Below are 15,277 nucleotides of genomic sequence, written 5' to 3'. Positions count from 1 at the left end.
GCATTCCAAAATGTGGGAGCGAGCCTGCTCGCGAAGGGGCCATCCGCCCTCTTGAAGATCTCAGCGCTTAAACAGCATCACGCGGCAACATCAACCCCAACGGCAATCTCACCCGCGCCTCCAGTCCACCCCCGGACCGGTTGCGCAATTCGACATTGCCGCCATGCATCGCCGCAATCCTTTTCACGATCGCCAGCCCCAGCCCGGTGCCTTTGCCACCGCGAGCCCGATCACCTCGGGTAAACGGGTTGAAGATCGCTTCAAGCTCGGACGGATCAATTCCCGCGCCACGGTCCATCACACTCAGCACCACATACGGCGCGCTGGTATCTCCCGATACATACGCCGCTACTTCAACGCCGGTACCGGCATGGTTCAAGGCATTGCCGATCAGGTTGTTGAGCAGGCGTTTCATCGACACCCGACGCAGCGGAAACGGCTGGATCGGTTCCAGGCGCAGGCGCACTTTCTCTTCGTTCTGGTTGTATGGCGCGGCGACTTCGCGCACCAGATCGCTGAGGTCGACCTCTTCCACCGACTCGTCACGACCGTCGCGAATGAACGCGAGGAACTGGTCGAGAATCGCGTCCATGTCCTCGATGTCGCGGACCATGTCGTCGGTGAGGTCGGTGTGATCGCCCATCAGTTCCAGCGACAGGCGCAAGCGCGTCAGCGGTGTGCGCAAGTCGTGGGAAACCCCCGCCAGCATCAGCTCCCGCTCACGTCCGGCCTGTTCGACGTCCTCGGCCATCTGGTTGAAGGCGCGATAAACCTCGGTCATTTCGCTCGGCGTATCACTGATCGGCAGACGTACGCTGCGGCCCTGGCCGAGTTGCCGCGCGGCATACACCAGGCGCTTCAACGGCTGGTTGAGCTGGCTGACGAAAATCCATGCCGACGCCGTAGAAAGCAGGCCGATGGCGAGGAACCAGCCGAGCACGTTCCAGATCTTCTGGCCGCGCAGCGGGTGCGGATACAACGGCACTTTCAGCCAGCCATCGCCCAGGCTCGGTGCCCTCACCCACAATGCCGGCGGCGAGTGCATGCGCAAACGCACCTCGGTGTCGGCACCCAGTTCCGCCTGCATCTGACGTTGGTAGATTTCGCTGTACGGCCAGTGCTGTTCGCCTTCCGGCACACCGGCGCCGACCACACGAATCAGGGTCGCGGCATCGGCAATTTTTGCGCGGTTCTCTTCGTCGGCGGCCCAATAGGCGCGCAGCGTCAGAGCGACGCCATGGCTGTATTGGCGATCCACCAGCACGTCCTCGTTCATCAACAGATAAACCAGGGTCAGCGCCTTGGAAAACAGCACGACGATCAGCACCAGCCAGAGGGTGCGGGAGAAAAAACTTTGGGGGAACCAGACGGGGGTTTTCATCTTTAACCGCTACACACTTGCAGGAGCGAGCAATGCTCGCATATTGCGGATTGCGAGTCTGTGGCAATGGCCGTGCGACCAGAGCCTTGCAGACCCGCTCCTACAAATCACCGATCACTTGGTGGCGGTGCCATCCGGTACGAACACGTAACCCACGCCCCAGACAGTCTGGATGTAGCGCGGTTTCGACGGATCGGGTTCGATCATGCGGCGCAGACGCGAGATCTGCACGTCGATGGAACGCTCCAGCGCATCCCATTCACGGCCACGGGCGAGGTTCATCAGCTTGTCGCGGGTCAGCGGCTGACGGGCGTTCATCACCAGCGCCTTGAGTACCGCGAACTCACCGGTGGTGAGCATGTGCACTTCATCGCCACGCTTGAGCTCGCGGGTCGCCAGCGACAACACGTAATCACCGAAGGTGACGTTTTCGTCTTCACTGCCCGGCGCGCCCGGCACCGGTGCGGCCTGACGGCGCAATACCGCTTTGACCCGAGCCATCAGCTCGTCCGGGTTGAACGGCTTGGCCAGGTAATCGTCGGCGCCCAGTTCAAGGCCCTTGATACGGCTCAGCTCATCGCCCTTGGCGGTGAGCATGATGATCGGAATCTGGTTGTTCGCGCTGCGCAGGCGGCGGCACGCGGTCAGGCCGTCTTCGCCCGGCAGCATCAGGTCGAGAACGACCAGATTGAACACTTCACGCGCCAGCAGACGGTCCATCTGCTCAGTGTTCGGAACGGTACGGGCACGGTAGCCCTTGCTGACGAAGAAACGCTCCAGCAGGCTGCTCAGCCCCGGATCGTCATCAACGATAAGAATTTTTTCGCCTTCAGCCGTTTGTGCAGTGCTGCTCATTGGATGCTCCTTTTAGCTCGGCGCGCATTATGGCGTAGCTGCCGTTATACGCACCGTGTGCATTGTTAGCAGATTTTTCCTTCACTGCCAGAAAACCGGGGTTTATGCCTACAGCCTGCAACGCCCCCGAATGACAGAACGCTGGTTATAATGCGCGGCGTTTTGCGCCAGGCAACGTCTGAATCGTTACCGTAAGTGGCCGGTATTTTTTCCGGCCCTGTGCAGTAACTGTTCGATTTCACGGGTCAATGGGCAGCTTCTTGATCCAGGCAGCGGCAATTTTCCAGCCGCTCAATCAGCCTCCAGGCCATTATCTGCGTGCCTGCGAGCCTGCTTTCATACTATGTCAGGTGGTTTTATGGACAGCATCAACAGCCGCATCGCCGAGGAACTCGGCGTACGCCCACAACAGGTCGAAGCGGCCGTCGCGCTACTCGATGAAGGTTCTACCGTCCCCTTCATCGCCCGTTACCGGAAAGAAGTCACCGGCAGCCTCGATGACACTCAGTTGCGTCATCTGGAAGAGCGCCTGCGCTACCTGCGAGAACTCGACGAACGGCGCATCAGCATCCTCGCCAGCATCGAAGAGCAAGGCAAGCTCACCCCTGCCCTGGAACGCGACATCAAGCTCGCCGACACCAAAACCCGTCTCGAAGACTTGTACCTGCCGTACAAGCAGAAGCGCCGCACCAAGGGCCAGATCGCCCTCGAAGCCGGCCTCGGCGAACTGGCCGACGGCTTGTTCAACGACCCGAACCTGTCGCCGGAAACCGAAGCCGCACGCTTCGTCGATGCCGAAAAAGGTGTGGCCGACGTCAAGGCTGCGCTGGAAGGCGCCAAGTACATCCTCATGGAGCGCTTCGCCGAAGACGCCAGCCTGCTGGAAAAGCTGCGTAATTTCCTTAAACAGGAAGCGATCCTCAGTGCCCGCGTCATCGCCGGCAAGGAAGAGGAAGGCGCCAAGTTCCGTGATTACTTCGAACACGACGAGCCTCTGAAGAGCATGCCTTCGCACCGCGCCCTGGCGATTTTCCGTGGCCGCAACGAAGGCATTCTCAGCTCCGCATTGAAAGTCGGCGATGAGTTGCCTGGCACCATGCACCCGTGCGAAGGCATGATCGCTCAGCAGTTCGGCATCCAGAACCAGAACCGCCCGGCGGACAAATGGCTTGGTGAAGTGGTGCGCTGGACCTGGAAGGTCAAGCTCTACACCCACCTGGAAACCGACCTGCTCGGCGAGTTGCGCGATGGCGCCGAAACCGAAGCGATCAACGTTTTCGCGCACAACCTGCACGACCTGCTGTTGGCCGCTCCGGCCGGCCCTCGCGCGACGCTGGGCCTCGACCCGGGCCTGCGTACCGGCTGCAAGGTGGCCGTGGTCGATTCGACCGGCAAGCTGCTCGACCACGCCACGGTTTACCCGCACGTGCCACACAACAAATGGGATCAGACCATCGCCATCTTGGCCGCGCTATGTGCCAAGCACTCGGTGGACCTGATCGCCATCGGCAACGGCACTGCCAGCCGCGAGACCGACAAGCTGGCGATCGAGCTGATCAAAAAATATCCAGCGATGAAAATGACCAAGGTCATGGTTTCCGAAGCCGGCGCCTCGGTGTACTCGGCCTCGGAACTGGCGGCCAAGGAATTCCCGGACCTCGATGTGTCGATCCGTGGCGCCGTGTCGATCGCCCGTCGCCTGCAGGATCCGTTGGCCGAGCTGGTGAAAATCGATCCGAAATCCATTGGCGTCGGCCAATACCAGCACGACGTCTCGCAGCTGAAACTGGCGCGCGGTCTGGACGCCGTGGTCGAGGACTGCGTAAACGCCGTGGGCGTGGATGTGAATACCGCCTCCGTGGCCTTGCTGGCACGGATTTCCGGCCTCAATGCGACGCTGGCGCAGAACATCGTTGCTCACCGTGACGAACACGGCGCGTTCAAGACCCGTGCAGCGCTGAAGAAAGTCGCGCGACTGGGCGAGAAAACCTTCGAACAGGCCGCCGGTTTCTTGCGCGTGATGAACGGCGACAACCCGCTGGATTCGTCGGCGGTGCACCCGGAAGCCTATCCACTGGTGCAGCGCATTGCCGCTGAAACCGACCGCGACATTCGCTCGCTGATCGGCGATGCCGCGTTCCTCAAGCGTCTGGACCCGAAGAAATTCACCGACGAAACCTTCGGTCTGCCGACCGTCACCGACATCCTGCAAGAACTGGAAAAACCCGGTCGCGATCCACGTCCGGAGTTCAAGACTGCCGAGTTCCAGGAAGGCGTCGAAGACCTCAAGGATCTGCAACTGGGGATGATCCTTGAAGGCGTGGTGACCAACGTGACGGCGTTTGGTGCATTCGTCGACATCGGCGTGCATCAGGATGGTCTGGTGCACATCTCGGCGCTGTCGGAGAAGTTCATCAAGGACCCGCGCGAAGCGGTCAAGGCCGGTGACGTGGTGAAAGTGAAGGTCATGGAAGTCGATATCCCGCGCAAACGCGTCGGTCTGTCGATGCGCATGAGTGACACTCCCGGCGAGAAAATCGATGGCGCCCGTGGCTCGCGTCCGGGCTCGGCACCGCGCCAGTCTTCGGGCAACGCGCCGCGCAAGGAAACCGCCACAGCCGCGCCGGTGAACAATGCGATGGCCTCGCTGTTCGCCAACGCCAAGCAGTTGAAGAAACGCTGATGGAGATGCCGGCCGGGCTCGTCGAGAGCGCGTTTTTCAAGCTGTTGGGCTGTCGCCTGCACAGTCTCGAAACCGGGGTGGCGCAAGTCGCCCTGGCGCTTGAGCCCGAACTGCGCAACCGCGGCGGCAAACTGCACGGCGGCGCGCTGTTCAGTCTGGTCGACATCGCCATGGGCCTGGCTTGTTCCAGCAGCCATGGCTTCGATCAGCAGAGTGCGACCATCGAATGCAAGATCAACTACATCCGCGCCGTTTCCGACGGCGAGGTGCTGTGCACGGCGCGGGTGATCCACCCGGGCCGGCGCACGCTGGTGGTTGAAGCCGAGGTGGTGCAGGGCGACAAACTGGTCGCAAAAGCGCAAGGCACCTTCGCTGTCCTGTAGATGTTGCTCATCATTTTGAGTTAATTTCGGCGCAACGAATCCTGTGGGAGCTGCCGAAGGCTGCGATCTTTTGATTTTGTTTTTCAACAGCAAGATCAAAAGATCGCAGCCTTCGGCAGCTTCTACGGGTTCATGTGTGCGGCTGACAGGCTAGAAAACCAGGCGATAACGCCAGTTTCAACTTCACCCTTGTAGACCGTCTTGCCCACCCCCATATTGGGGCGACTGACGCGTGAAGGAATCCAAATTGAGCGAACTTCTCAACCGCCGCCTGGCTCTGCTCGGCGAGCGCGCTAACCTCTCTCTGCTCAAGCAGTGCCTGCACGGTATCGAACGTGAATGCCTGCGCGTGACCAGTGAAGGTCGCCTGGCGCAAACGCCGCACCCCGAAGCCCTGGGTTCCGCGCTGACCAACGAACAGATCACCACCGACTACTCCGAGTCGCTGCTGGAATTCATTACGCCAGCCCTGCCGGATCCTGCCGACACGCTGGCGAGCCTGGACAAGATTCATCGTTTTGCCTACAGCAAACTCGGCAACGAGTACCTGTGGAGTCCATCGATGCCGTGCCCGTTGCCGGCCGAGGAAGATATTCCGATCGCCTATTACGGCACCTCCAACATCGGTCAGCTCAAGTACGTTTATCGCAAGGGCCTGGCCCTGCGTTACGGCAAGACCATGCAATGCATTGCCGGGATTCACTACAACTTTTCCCTGCCGGAACAGCTCTGGCCATTGCTGCGCGAGGCCGAAGGTTTCGTCGGCACCGATCGCGATTTCCAATCGGTTTCCTACATCGCGTTGATTCGCAACTTCCGTCGCTACAGCTGGCTGCTGATGTACCTGTTCGGTGCCTCGCCGGCGCTGGACGCCGGCTTCCTGCGCGGGCGTTCGCATCAGCTCGAGCAGCTCGATCCGGACACGCTGTATCTGCCGTACGCCACCAGCCTGCGCATGAGCGATCTCGGTTATCAGAGCAATGCCCAGGCCGGCCTGACACCGTGCTACAACGACCTGGCGAGCTACACCGACAGCCTGCGCGAAGCGGTGGCTACGCCGTATGCGCCGTATGTAGAAGTCGGCACGCACAAGGATGGCGAGTGGGTGCAGCTCAACACCAACATCCTGCAGATCGAAAACGAGTACTACTCCAACATCCGCCCGAAACGCGTGACCTACACCGGTGAGCGGCCGATCCAGGCGCTGATGGCGCGCGGCATCCAGTACGTCGAAGTGCGCTGCCTGGACATCAACCCGTTCCTGCCGATGGGCATCGACCTCACCGAATCGCGCTTCATCGACGCCTTCCTGCTGTACTGCGCGCTGAACGACAGCCCGCTGCTGACCAACACTTCGTGCGGCAACGCCACCTCGAACTTCCTCAGCGTGGTCAAGGAAGGTCGCCGTCCGGGCCTGCAATTGCAGCGTGACGGTCAACCGGTCGAGATGAAGCAATGGGCGGCCGAACTGCTGGAACAGATTGCTCCGCTGGCGGCGATGCTCGACCAGAGCGTCGGCGGCGATGCCCACAGCAAGGCGCTGGATGCGCAACTGGCCAAGGTCAACGACCCGTCCCTGACCCCATCGGCGCAGGTGCTGGCGGCCATGGCTGAGCACAAGGAAAGCTTTGCGCAGTTCTCCCTGCGCCAGAGCCAGACCCACGCCGAGTTCTTCCGCAGCGAGCCGTTGGCGGCTGACGAGCAAGCGAAGTTTGAAGAACTGGCGCGCGCATCGCTGGCGCAGCAGACCGAGCTTGAACAGAACGAGGTTGGCGATTTCGATGTGTTTGTTGGCGCGTATCAGGCGAGCATCCTCGCCATCAGCAATTAAAAGCCCCTCACCCTAACCCTCTCCCAAAGGGAGAGGGGACTGACCGCGTTGTTCTTGCGAGCTACACCGACCTGAAATACCGGGCCGAACTCAGGCCTTGAAAAGCATGAAGATCAGCTCCCTTTCCCCCTCGCCCCCTTGGGGGAGAGGGCTGGGGTGAGGGGGCAAAGTTCTGACGTCGAACGAATCATCCGAAATCCCCACACCCTCTCCTATCCTTAGATTTTTCCGCTCATATGCTCATTCGAAAAAGTTATTTATTTATCGATTCTTAGATCATTTAGTCTCCATTCACGCCGACATTCGGTCGCCTGATCTGGAGCTCTCAATTGAAACTGAATTTCCCGCTTCGCCTGCTCGCCGCCGCCTCGCTGGCCGCTGCAAGCTTCCTGGCCCAGGCGGCCGATCTCACCGTCGCCTACCAGACTACCGTCGACCCGGCCAAGGTCGCTCAGGCCGACGGCGCCTACGAGAAAGCCACCAAGGCCGATATCAGCTGGCGCAAATTCGATAACGGTGCCGACATCATTGCCGCCATCGCGTCCGGCGATGTGCAGATCGGCTATCTCGGTTCGAGCCCGTTGACCGCTGCGATCACGCGCAAAGTGCCGGTGGAAACCTTCCTCATCGCCACCCAAATCGGCGCCGCTGAAGCATTGGTCGCGCGTGACGGTTCCGGCATCAAGACTCCGCAGGATCTGATCGGCAAGAAAATCGCCGTGCCATTCGTGTCCACCGGGCACTACAGCCTGCTCGCCGCGCTGAAGCATTGGAACATCGACCCGTCGAAAGTCACCGTGCTCAACCTCGCGCCGCCAGCGATCATCGCCGCATGGAAACGCGGCGACATCGACGCCACTTACGTGTGGGATCCGGCACTGGGCGTCGCCAAGGAGAACGGCAAAGTGCTGATCACTTCCGGCGAACTGGCCAAGTTCGGCGCGCCGACCTTCGACGCGTGGATCGTGCGCAAAGACTTCGCCGAAAAGCACCCGGAAATCGTCACCGCGTTCGCCAAGGTCACCCTCGACGCCTACGCCGCTTACCGCAAGGATCCGCAGGCCTGGCTGGCCAACCAGAGCAACGTCGACAAACTGGTCAAACTCTCCGGCGCCAAGGCCAGCGACATCCCATTGCTGCTGCAGGGCAACGTCTACCCATTGGCGGCGGATCAGGTCAGTGACCTCGGCGCGCCGACCACCAAAGCCATCACCGACACCGCCGCGTTCCTCAAGGAGCAAGGCAAGGTCGAAGCCGTGCTGCCGGACTACGCGCCTTACGTCAGCGCCAAATACATCACCAACTGATCGGGAGGTACAGCGATGGCCTTGCTACAGCTGGAGCGCATCAGCGCACAGTACCCGGGCAGCCCGGAGCCGGTGCTGGCGGATATTTCTCTGACCCTGGGGCCGCAGCAATTGCTGGTCGCCCTCGGCCCGTCCGGCAGTGGCAAGACTTCGCTGTTGAACCTGATTGCCGGCTTCGTCGAGCCGAGTGCCGGGCGCATCACCCTTGACGGCGTGCCGGTCAAAGGCCCGAGCGCCGAACGTGGCGTGGTGTTTCAGGACGACGCCTTGCTGCCTTGGCAGGACGTATTGGCCAACGTCGCCTTCGGCCTCGAACTGGCCGGTGTCGGCAAGGACAAACGCGAACAGCGCGCCCGTGAAATGCTCGCGCTGGTCGATCTTGCCGGCTTCGAAGACCGACGCATCTGGCAATTGTCCGGTGGCCAGAAACAACGCGTCGGCCTCGCCCGCGCCCTCGCCGCCGATCCGCGCGTGCTGCTGATGGATGAGCCGTTCGGTGCGCTTGATGCGTTCACTCGCGAGCAGATGCAGGAGCTGTTGCTGCAAGTCTGGCAGCGCACTGCCAAACCGGTTTTCCTGATTACCCACGACATTGAAGAAGCGGTGTTCCTCGCCACGGACCTGATTCTGCTGGCACCGAATCCGGGGCAGATCGTCGAGCGCCTGCAGCTGGATTTCGGTCAGCGTTACGCCGCTGGCGAGTCGGCCCGCGCGATCAAATCCGATCCGCGTTTTATCGAAACCCGCGAGCATGTACTGAGCAAAGTCTTCTCGCAACGCAGCGCCGTACCCCGGCAGGAGCGCGCATGAGCAGTTACGACGTTTCCGCTGCGGCGGTGAAAACACCTTCGGTGAGCATCCCGCTGCGCCGCAGCCTCAGCACTCGCTGGATCAGCCTGCTGACCCTGTTCGGCCTGTTGGCGGTCTGGTGGGCGGTGACCGCTACCGAGTTGATCGAACCGCTGTTCTTGCCACCGCCCTCTGCCGTGCTGCAAAAAGGCTGGCTGCTGGCGACCTCGGGATATATGGATTCGACGCTGTGGCAGCACCTGGGCGCGAGCCTGAGCCGCATCGGCCTGGGTCTCGCTTTTGCGATTCTCACCGCCGTGCCGGTGGGCATTGCCATTGGTGCAAACCGCATCGCTCGCGGTGTGCTCGATCCACTGATCGAGTTCTACCGCCCGATCCCGCCGCTGGCGTATCTGCCGCTGATCGTGATCTGGTGCGGCATTGGCGAGTTGTCGAAAGTGCTGCTGATCTACTTGGCGATTTTTGCGCCGATTGCCATTGCCACCGCGACGGGTGTGCGCACGGTTGATCCAGCAAAACTGCGCGCGGCGCAGTCGTTGGGCGCAACGCGCGTGCAGTTGATTCGCCATGTGATTCTGCCCAGCGCACTGCCGGACATTCTCACCGGCGTGCGCATTGGCCTGGGGGTTGGCTGGTCGACCCTGGTCGCCGCTGAACTGATCGCGGCCACCAGTGGCCTGGGCTTCATGGTGCAGTCGGCTGCGCAATTCCTGGTCACAGATGTCGTGGTGCTGGGAATTCTGGTCATCGCCCTGATCGCCTTCGCCATGGAAATGGGCCTGCGCGCATTGCAGCGCAGACTGGTGCCGTGGCACGGCCAGGCGCACTAAATCGCCTTGTGAAAATTCCCCTGTGGGAGCGAGCCTGCTCGCGAAAGCGTCAGATCATTCACTGCACTGTCGCCTGACACTCTGCATTCGCGAGCAGGCTCGCTCCCACAAAAGCATGACACTCCGAATTCGAAGAGAACGACCATGAGCACCCTCAACATCACCCCGTTAAGCTCGGCCCTCGGTGCGCAGATCAACGGCGTCGACATCAGCCAGCCGCTGAGCCTGGAACACCGCGACGCCATCGAACAGGCGTTGCTCAAATATCAGGTGCTGTTCTTCCGCAACCAGCCGATCGAGCCGGCACAGCAGGCACGTTTCGCGCATTATTTCGGCGACCTGCACATTCATCCGATCTACCCGAACGTGCCGGAACAACCGGAAGTGCTGATCCTCGACACCGCCGTCACCGACGTGCGCGATAACGCGATCTGGCACACCGACGTGACCTTCCTGCCAACGCCCGCGATGGGCGCAGTGCTCAGCGCCAAGTTGCTGCCGGAGTTCGGTGGCGACACATTGTGGGCCAGCGGCATCGCGGCATATGAAGCGCTGTCGGCGCCGATGAAAACCCTGCTCGAAGGTCTGACGGCCACCCACGATTTCACTCGTTCGTTTCCGCTCGAGCGCTACGGCAACACGCCTGAGGCGCTGGCGCAGTGGGAAGAAGCGCGGCGCAAGAATCCGCCGCTGTCGCACCCGGTGATTCGCACCCACCCAGTGAGCGGGCGGCGCTCGCTATTCGTCAATGAAGGATTTACCTCAAAGATCAACGAATTGTCGGAAACCGAGAGCGAGGCGATCCTGAAATTTCTGTTCGCCCACGCGACACGGCCGGAATTCACCATTCGCTGGCGCTGGCAGAAGGACGACATCGCTTTCTGGGACAACCGCGTGACGCAGCATTACGCGGTGGACGATTACCGACCGGCGCGGCGGGTGATGCAGCGGGCGACGGTGTTGGGGGATGTGCCGTTTTTTCGCTGAGCCCTTTTAAAGGCAAAAGCCCCTCACCCTAACCCTCTCCCGGAGGGAGAGGGGACTGATTGGGGATGCTGTAGAAGTACGCCGACCTGAACGTACTTTGCTGAATCCATAATCGACTCGGTATTTCAGGTCGATGTAAGACGCAAGACACCTCGGTCGGCTCCCTCTCCCTCTGGGAGAGGGCTGGGGTGAGGGTGGCTCACTCCGCCGTCGAAGGCTTCTCCCAAAGATTGATCCCGCCCTCCTGGGCAAACCGGTCAATCTCCGCCAGCTCTTCAGCACTGAAATTCAGATTCTTCAGCGCCCCGACGTTCTCGATGATCTGCTCCGGCCGGCTCGCGCCGATCAGTGCCGAGGTCACCCGTGGATCACGCAGCGTCCACGCCAGTGCCAGTTGCGCCAGACTCTGGCCGCGACGCTGGGCGATCTCGTTCAACGCTCGCACGTGAGCGATGTTGGCCTCGGACAAGTGCGAAGCCTGCAGCGAGCCGCCGCCCGGGCGATTGACTCGCGCATCGGCCGGCACGCCGTTGAGGTATTTGTCGGTGAGCAAGCCCTGCGCCAGCGGCGTGAACGCGATGACGCCCGTGCCGAGTTCATCGGTGGTGTCGAGCAGATCCTTTTCCACCCAACGATTGAGCAGGTTGTACGCCGGCTGATGAATCAGCAGCGGCACTTTCCACTCTTTCAGCAGCCCGGCCATCTCGCGGGTTTTCACCCCGGAATAGGACGAGATACCGATGTACAGCGCCTTGCCCTGCTGCACAGCGGTGGCGAGGGCGCTGGCGGTTTCTTCCAGCGGGGTGTCCGGGTCGAAGCGGTGCGAATAGAAGATGTCCACATAGTCCAGACCGAGGCGTTGCAGGCTCTGGTCGAGGCTGGCCAGCACGTATTTGCGCGAACCGCCGCCCTGACCATACGGGCCGGGCCACATGTCCCAACCGGCCTTGCTGGAGATGATCAGCTCGTCGCGATACTGCTTGAAGTCTTCGCGCAGCAGCCGACCGAAATTGATCTCGGCGCTGCCGTATGGCGGGCCGTAGTTGTTGGCCAGATCGAAATGATTGATGCCCAGATCGAACGCGGTGCGCAGCAAGGCACGCTGGGTCTCGATCGGCGTGCTGTCGCCAAAGTTGTGCCACAGGCCCAGCGACAAGGCCGGCAGCACCAGACCGCTGCGGCCGACGCGGCGGTAGGGAATGGAGTCGTAGCGATTTTCGGCAGCGGTGTAAGTCATCGAATCCTCTCTTGTCTGTCTTTTAGTCATCTGCAACCGGACACCTTTGTGGCGAGGGGATTTATCCCCGATGGATGGCGAAGCCGCCCCAAAACCTGAAACCTCGGCGAATCTGGTGTACCGAATGCGCTGGTTTTACGACTGCTTCGCAGCCGAACGGGGATGAATCCCCTCGCCACAAAAGCCCCATCAATCATGCAAAGCGATTTGCTGGTCGAACCAGCCCCAAGTTCTGCCGCAACGTCCGGCCTTCATATCCAGTCCTGAACAACCCGTCCAGCATACGCCCAAGCGGCGCGACGCCGACCTCCGGTTCGACCAATTGCTGAAACGTTTCACATTTTTTCCTGCGCTTCAGCCTCGCTGGATTGGCCATGCTCAAAGTGACACCGAGTTGGCCCCTTCGCGAGCAGGCTCGCTCCCACAGAGTTCTCCTGTGAACATGAAATTCATGTCCAGCCGAGATCCATTGTGGGAGCGAGCCTGCTCGCGAAGGCGGCCAATCAGGCAACACCCATTCACCAGGCGAAAACTGCCATGCACATCACCATCATCACTTTCTCCGGCCTGGTCCTGCTCGCACTGATGCTTTACATCGGCGACCCCATTGGCTTCAGCCGCCAGACCATGGCCTACCGCTTCGCAGCGCTATGGCTTGCGATGACCCTGATCAATGGCGCAGTCGGCGTAGTTCATGCGGGCGGCCGCTGGGTACGGAAATAGCGCTTGGCAGCGCGGTATTCGGCGTGCCGGCAGCAGCAATGGTGTTGTTCATGCTGCTGAGCGCCGAGTCCTGAGCAGACCCGGCGCGCAGCCGTCGGTCAACGCACCAGATGCAGGAACTGCATGTGCCGTTCGTACTGGTCGAGGATGTCGTTGATGATCTGCTCTTTGGTGTAGCCGACCAGATCGTAGTCCTGACTGCCCTCACTCAAGTGCACTTCGGCGCGGTAGTAGCGGCGATTGTTGAGTTGCTTGGAGCCCATGCCGCCACGCGCGAACGATGGCGTGAAGTAGCCGCGCATCTGCACCTGATAGATGAACGGATGCTGTTCGCCATGGCCGATTTCCAGGCTGACGTTGTCATGCGCCGGATCCGGCTGAGTGACGACGTGCAGACCTTTTTCGACGAACACGGCGGTCACTTCTTCGATCGCCGGGCGGACGGTGCTTTCCATGAAGCGGTACACCTCGTCGCGGGACGGGAAGTGCACGGCCTGACTCAGGCGCTGACGCCAGCCACCGGTGCCACGCCGCGAACCGGAGACCGGCGCCAGCGAATGCAACTGCGCGATCTGCTTCTGCGACTCCAGATAGAACGCCTTGTGCAGGCCCCACATCATCAGCAGCAGAATCAACGAGAACGGCAATGAGGTCAGCACCACCGCCGACTTCAACGCGTCGATGCTGCCGGAAAACAGCAGTGCGCTGGTGATCAGCGCGGTCATCGCACCCCAGAAGACCCGCAGCCATTTCGGCCCGTCTTCATCCGGGTTGCCGCCTTTCGCCGACAGGGTGGAGAGCACCACGGTGCCGGAATCCGCAGACGTCACGAAGAACACGAAGCTGATGAACACCGTCACGGCGATGACAGTCTTGCTCCACGGATAGGTTTCCAGCAGCAGATAAATGCTCATCGACGGATTGTCGATGGCCGACATGCCCAGCGCACTCATGCCGTGATTGAGCACTTGATCCAGGGCGCTGTTGCCGAAGATCGACATCCACGCCAAGGTGAAACCGAGCGGAATCAACAGCACGCCGAAGACGAATTCACGGATGGTGCGGCCCCGGGAAATCCGCGCGATGAACAGGCCCACGAACGGCGACCATGCGATCCACCAGGCCCAGTAGAACACGGTCCAGCCGCCCAGCCAGTCGCTCGGTTTGTCGTAGGCGTAGAGGTCGAAACTCTTCATCGGCAGCGCGCCGAGGTAATCGCCGACGTTCTGGATCAGGGTGTTGAGCAGGTGCTGTGTCGGCCCGGCAAACAATACGAACAGCAGCAGCCCGCAGGCCAGCAGCATGTTGATGTCCGACATCACCCGCACGCCTTTGTCGACGCCGGAGACGGCCACAATGATCGCCGCACCCATCATCAGCGTGATCAGGCCGACCTGAATCCACTGCGTGTGGGCGATGCCGAACAGGTAGTCCAGCCCGGAGTTCAGATGCAGCACGCCGAAGCCCATGTCGGCACCGAGGCCGAACACCGTGGCGATGATGCCGAAGCCGTCCACCGCATAGCCGATCGGGCCGTTGATGCGTTTGCCGATCAGCGGATACAGCGCCGAACGCAGGGCCAGCGGCAGATTGTGCCGATAGGCGAAATAGGCCAGCGCCATGCCGACGAAGGCAAACACGCCCCAGCCATGCAGGCCCCAATGCAGGAACAGGATCTGCATCGCCTGGCGTGCCGCATCCGCCGTGCCCGCGTCGCCTTGCGGTGGCTGGAGCATGTGGGTCAGCGGTTCGGAGACGCAGAAGAAAAACAGCGTGATGCTGATCCCGGCGGCGAACAGCATGCCGGCCCAGGACAGGTAACTGAATTCGGGTTCGTCGTGGTCGGCACCGAGTTTTATCTTGCCGTAGCCGGATAAGGCGGTGACCACCACGAAGACCAGATACAGGGTCATCGCGAGCATGTAGTACCAGCCGACCGTGTTGGCCGCCCAGTTTTGCGCTTCCAGCAACCAGGCGCCGGCCTGCTCGGGGATGGCGATGACGACAAGACCAAACAGCAGAATGACCGTCGCGGCGAAGTAGAACACCGGCGGATTCATGCGCACCAGACCGCTGGCGGGGGTAGACGATGCACTCATGAAAGGTGCACCTCGAAGGGTTGAAACGTGGCTGAAATGATCGGACTCAGCAAAGGCAAGCCTCCTGTTGTGAGCGGGCAGCGAACCACCGGTTTAACTTGAATGAACGTTCAAGTTAAACATGAATGGGGCGGTAAGGACTAATCGCAGG

At 61.1% G+C, this 15,277-nt stretch carries 11 protein-coding genes and 1 pseudogene; 8 read left to right on the top strand and 4 right to left on the bottom strand.

Annotated features, from left to right (window positions below):
• Positions 1-67 precede the first annotated feature (67 nt).
• Complete coding sequence (locus ACZ9BE_RS25730) at positions 68-1,381, bottom strand: ATP-binding protein (protein ID WP_016770645.1); 1,314 nt, start codon at positions 1,379-1,381, stop codon at positions 68-70.
• Between the two features lie 114 nt (positions 1,382-1,495).
• The gene (ompR, locus tag ACZ9BE_RS25725; protein ID WP_016772186.1) at positions 1,496-2,236 is read right to left on the bottom strand and encodes an osmolarity response regulator transcription factor OmpR; all 741 of its coding nucleotides are present in this window, start codon (positions 2,234-2,236) and stop codon (positions 1,496-1,498) included.
• Between the two features lie 358 nt (positions 2,237-2,594).
• Between ompR and ACZ9BE_RS25720 the strand changes: the two genes are divergently transcribed.
• The 7 genes from ACZ9BE_RS25720 (at position 2,595) to tauD (ending at position 11,067) form a co-directional block, all read left to right on the top strand.
• Positions 2,595-4,919 (top strand): Tex family protein, encoded by a 2,325-nt coding sequence (locus tag ACZ9BE_RS25720; RefSeq protein WP_056787091.1) that lies wholly within the window; start codon positions 2,595-2,597, stop codon positions 4,917-4,919.
• Positions 4,919-5,302, top strand: coding sequence for a PaaI family thioesterase (locus ACZ9BE_RS25715; protein WP_052392141.1), 384 nt, complete (start codon positions 4,919-4,921; stop codon positions 5,300-5,302). Before ACZ9BE_RS25720 ends, ACZ9BE_RS25715 begins: the two co-directional genes overlap by 1 nt.
• A gap of 247 nt (positions 5,303-5,549) precedes the next feature.
• A complete protein-coding gene (gene gshA / locus ACZ9BE_RS25710; RefSeq protein WP_041477477.1) occupies positions 5,550-7,133 on the top strand; it encodes a glutamate--cysteine ligase in 1,584 nt (527 codons plus the stop codon).
• A gap of 329 nt (positions 7,134-7,462) precedes the next feature.
• Positions 7,463-8,440 (top strand): taurine ABC transporter substrate-binding protein, encoded by a 978-nt coding sequence (gene tauA, locus ACZ9BE_RS25705; protein ID WP_024011179.1) that lies wholly within the window; start codon positions 7,463-7,465, stop codon positions 8,438-8,440.
• Between the two features lie 15 nt (positions 8,441-8,455).
• On the top strand, positions 8,456-9,250 hold the full coding sequence (tauB, locus tag ACZ9BE_RS25700; RefSeq protein ID WP_071174062.1) for a taurine ABC transporter ATP-binding subunit: 795 nt from the start codon (positions 8,456-8,458) through the stop codon (positions 9,248-9,250).
• The gene (gene tauC / locus ACZ9BE_RS25695) at positions 9,247-10,080 is read left to right on the top strand and encodes a taurine ABC transporter permease TauC (RefSeq protein ID WP_150637913.1); all 834 of its coding nucleotides are present in this window, start codon (positions 9,247-9,249) and stop codon (positions 10,078-10,080) included. Before tauB ends, tauC begins: the two co-directional genes overlap by 4 nt.
• 144 nt (positions 10,081-10,224) lie before the next feature.
• On the top strand, positions 10,225-11,067 hold the full coding sequence (gene tauD / locus ACZ9BE_RS25690) for a taurine dioxygenase (protein ID WP_252887125.1): 843 nt from the start codon (positions 10,225-10,227) through the stop codon (positions 11,065-11,067).
• A 199-nt stretch (positions 11,068-11,266) separates the two neighbouring features.
• On the opposite strand, the gene mgrA is transcribed toward tauD, so the two are convergent.
• Positions 11,267-12,304, bottom strand: coding sequence for an L-glyceraldehyde 3-phosphate reductase (mgrA, locus tag ACZ9BE_RS25685; RefSeq protein WP_130887602.1), 1,038 nt, complete (start codon positions 12,302-12,304; stop codon positions 11,267-11,269).
• A gap of 537 nt (positions 12,305-12,841) precedes the next feature.
• On the opposite strand from mgrA, the pseudogene ACZ9BE_RS25680 reads away from it, so the two are divergent.
• Positions 12,842-13,101, top strand: a pseudogene (locus ACZ9BE_RS25680) (hypothetical protein).
• Positions 13,102-13,125: 24 nt separating this feature from the next.
• Here the strand turns inward: ACZ9BE_RS25680 and betT are convergent.
• A complete protein-coding gene (gene betT, locus ACZ9BE_RS25675) occupies positions 13,126-15,087 on the bottom strand; it encodes a choline transporter BetT (RefSeq protein ID WP_167333564.1) in 1,962 nt (653 codons plus the stop codon).
• Positions 15,088-15,277: the final 190 nt, after the last annotated feature.

The sequence above is a fragment of the Pseudomonas sp. TE9122 genome (assembly GCF_056278925.1).
The sequence above is the reverse complement of the archived record's forward strand: the minus strand, read 5'-3'. Positions and strand labels throughout refer to the sequence as shown.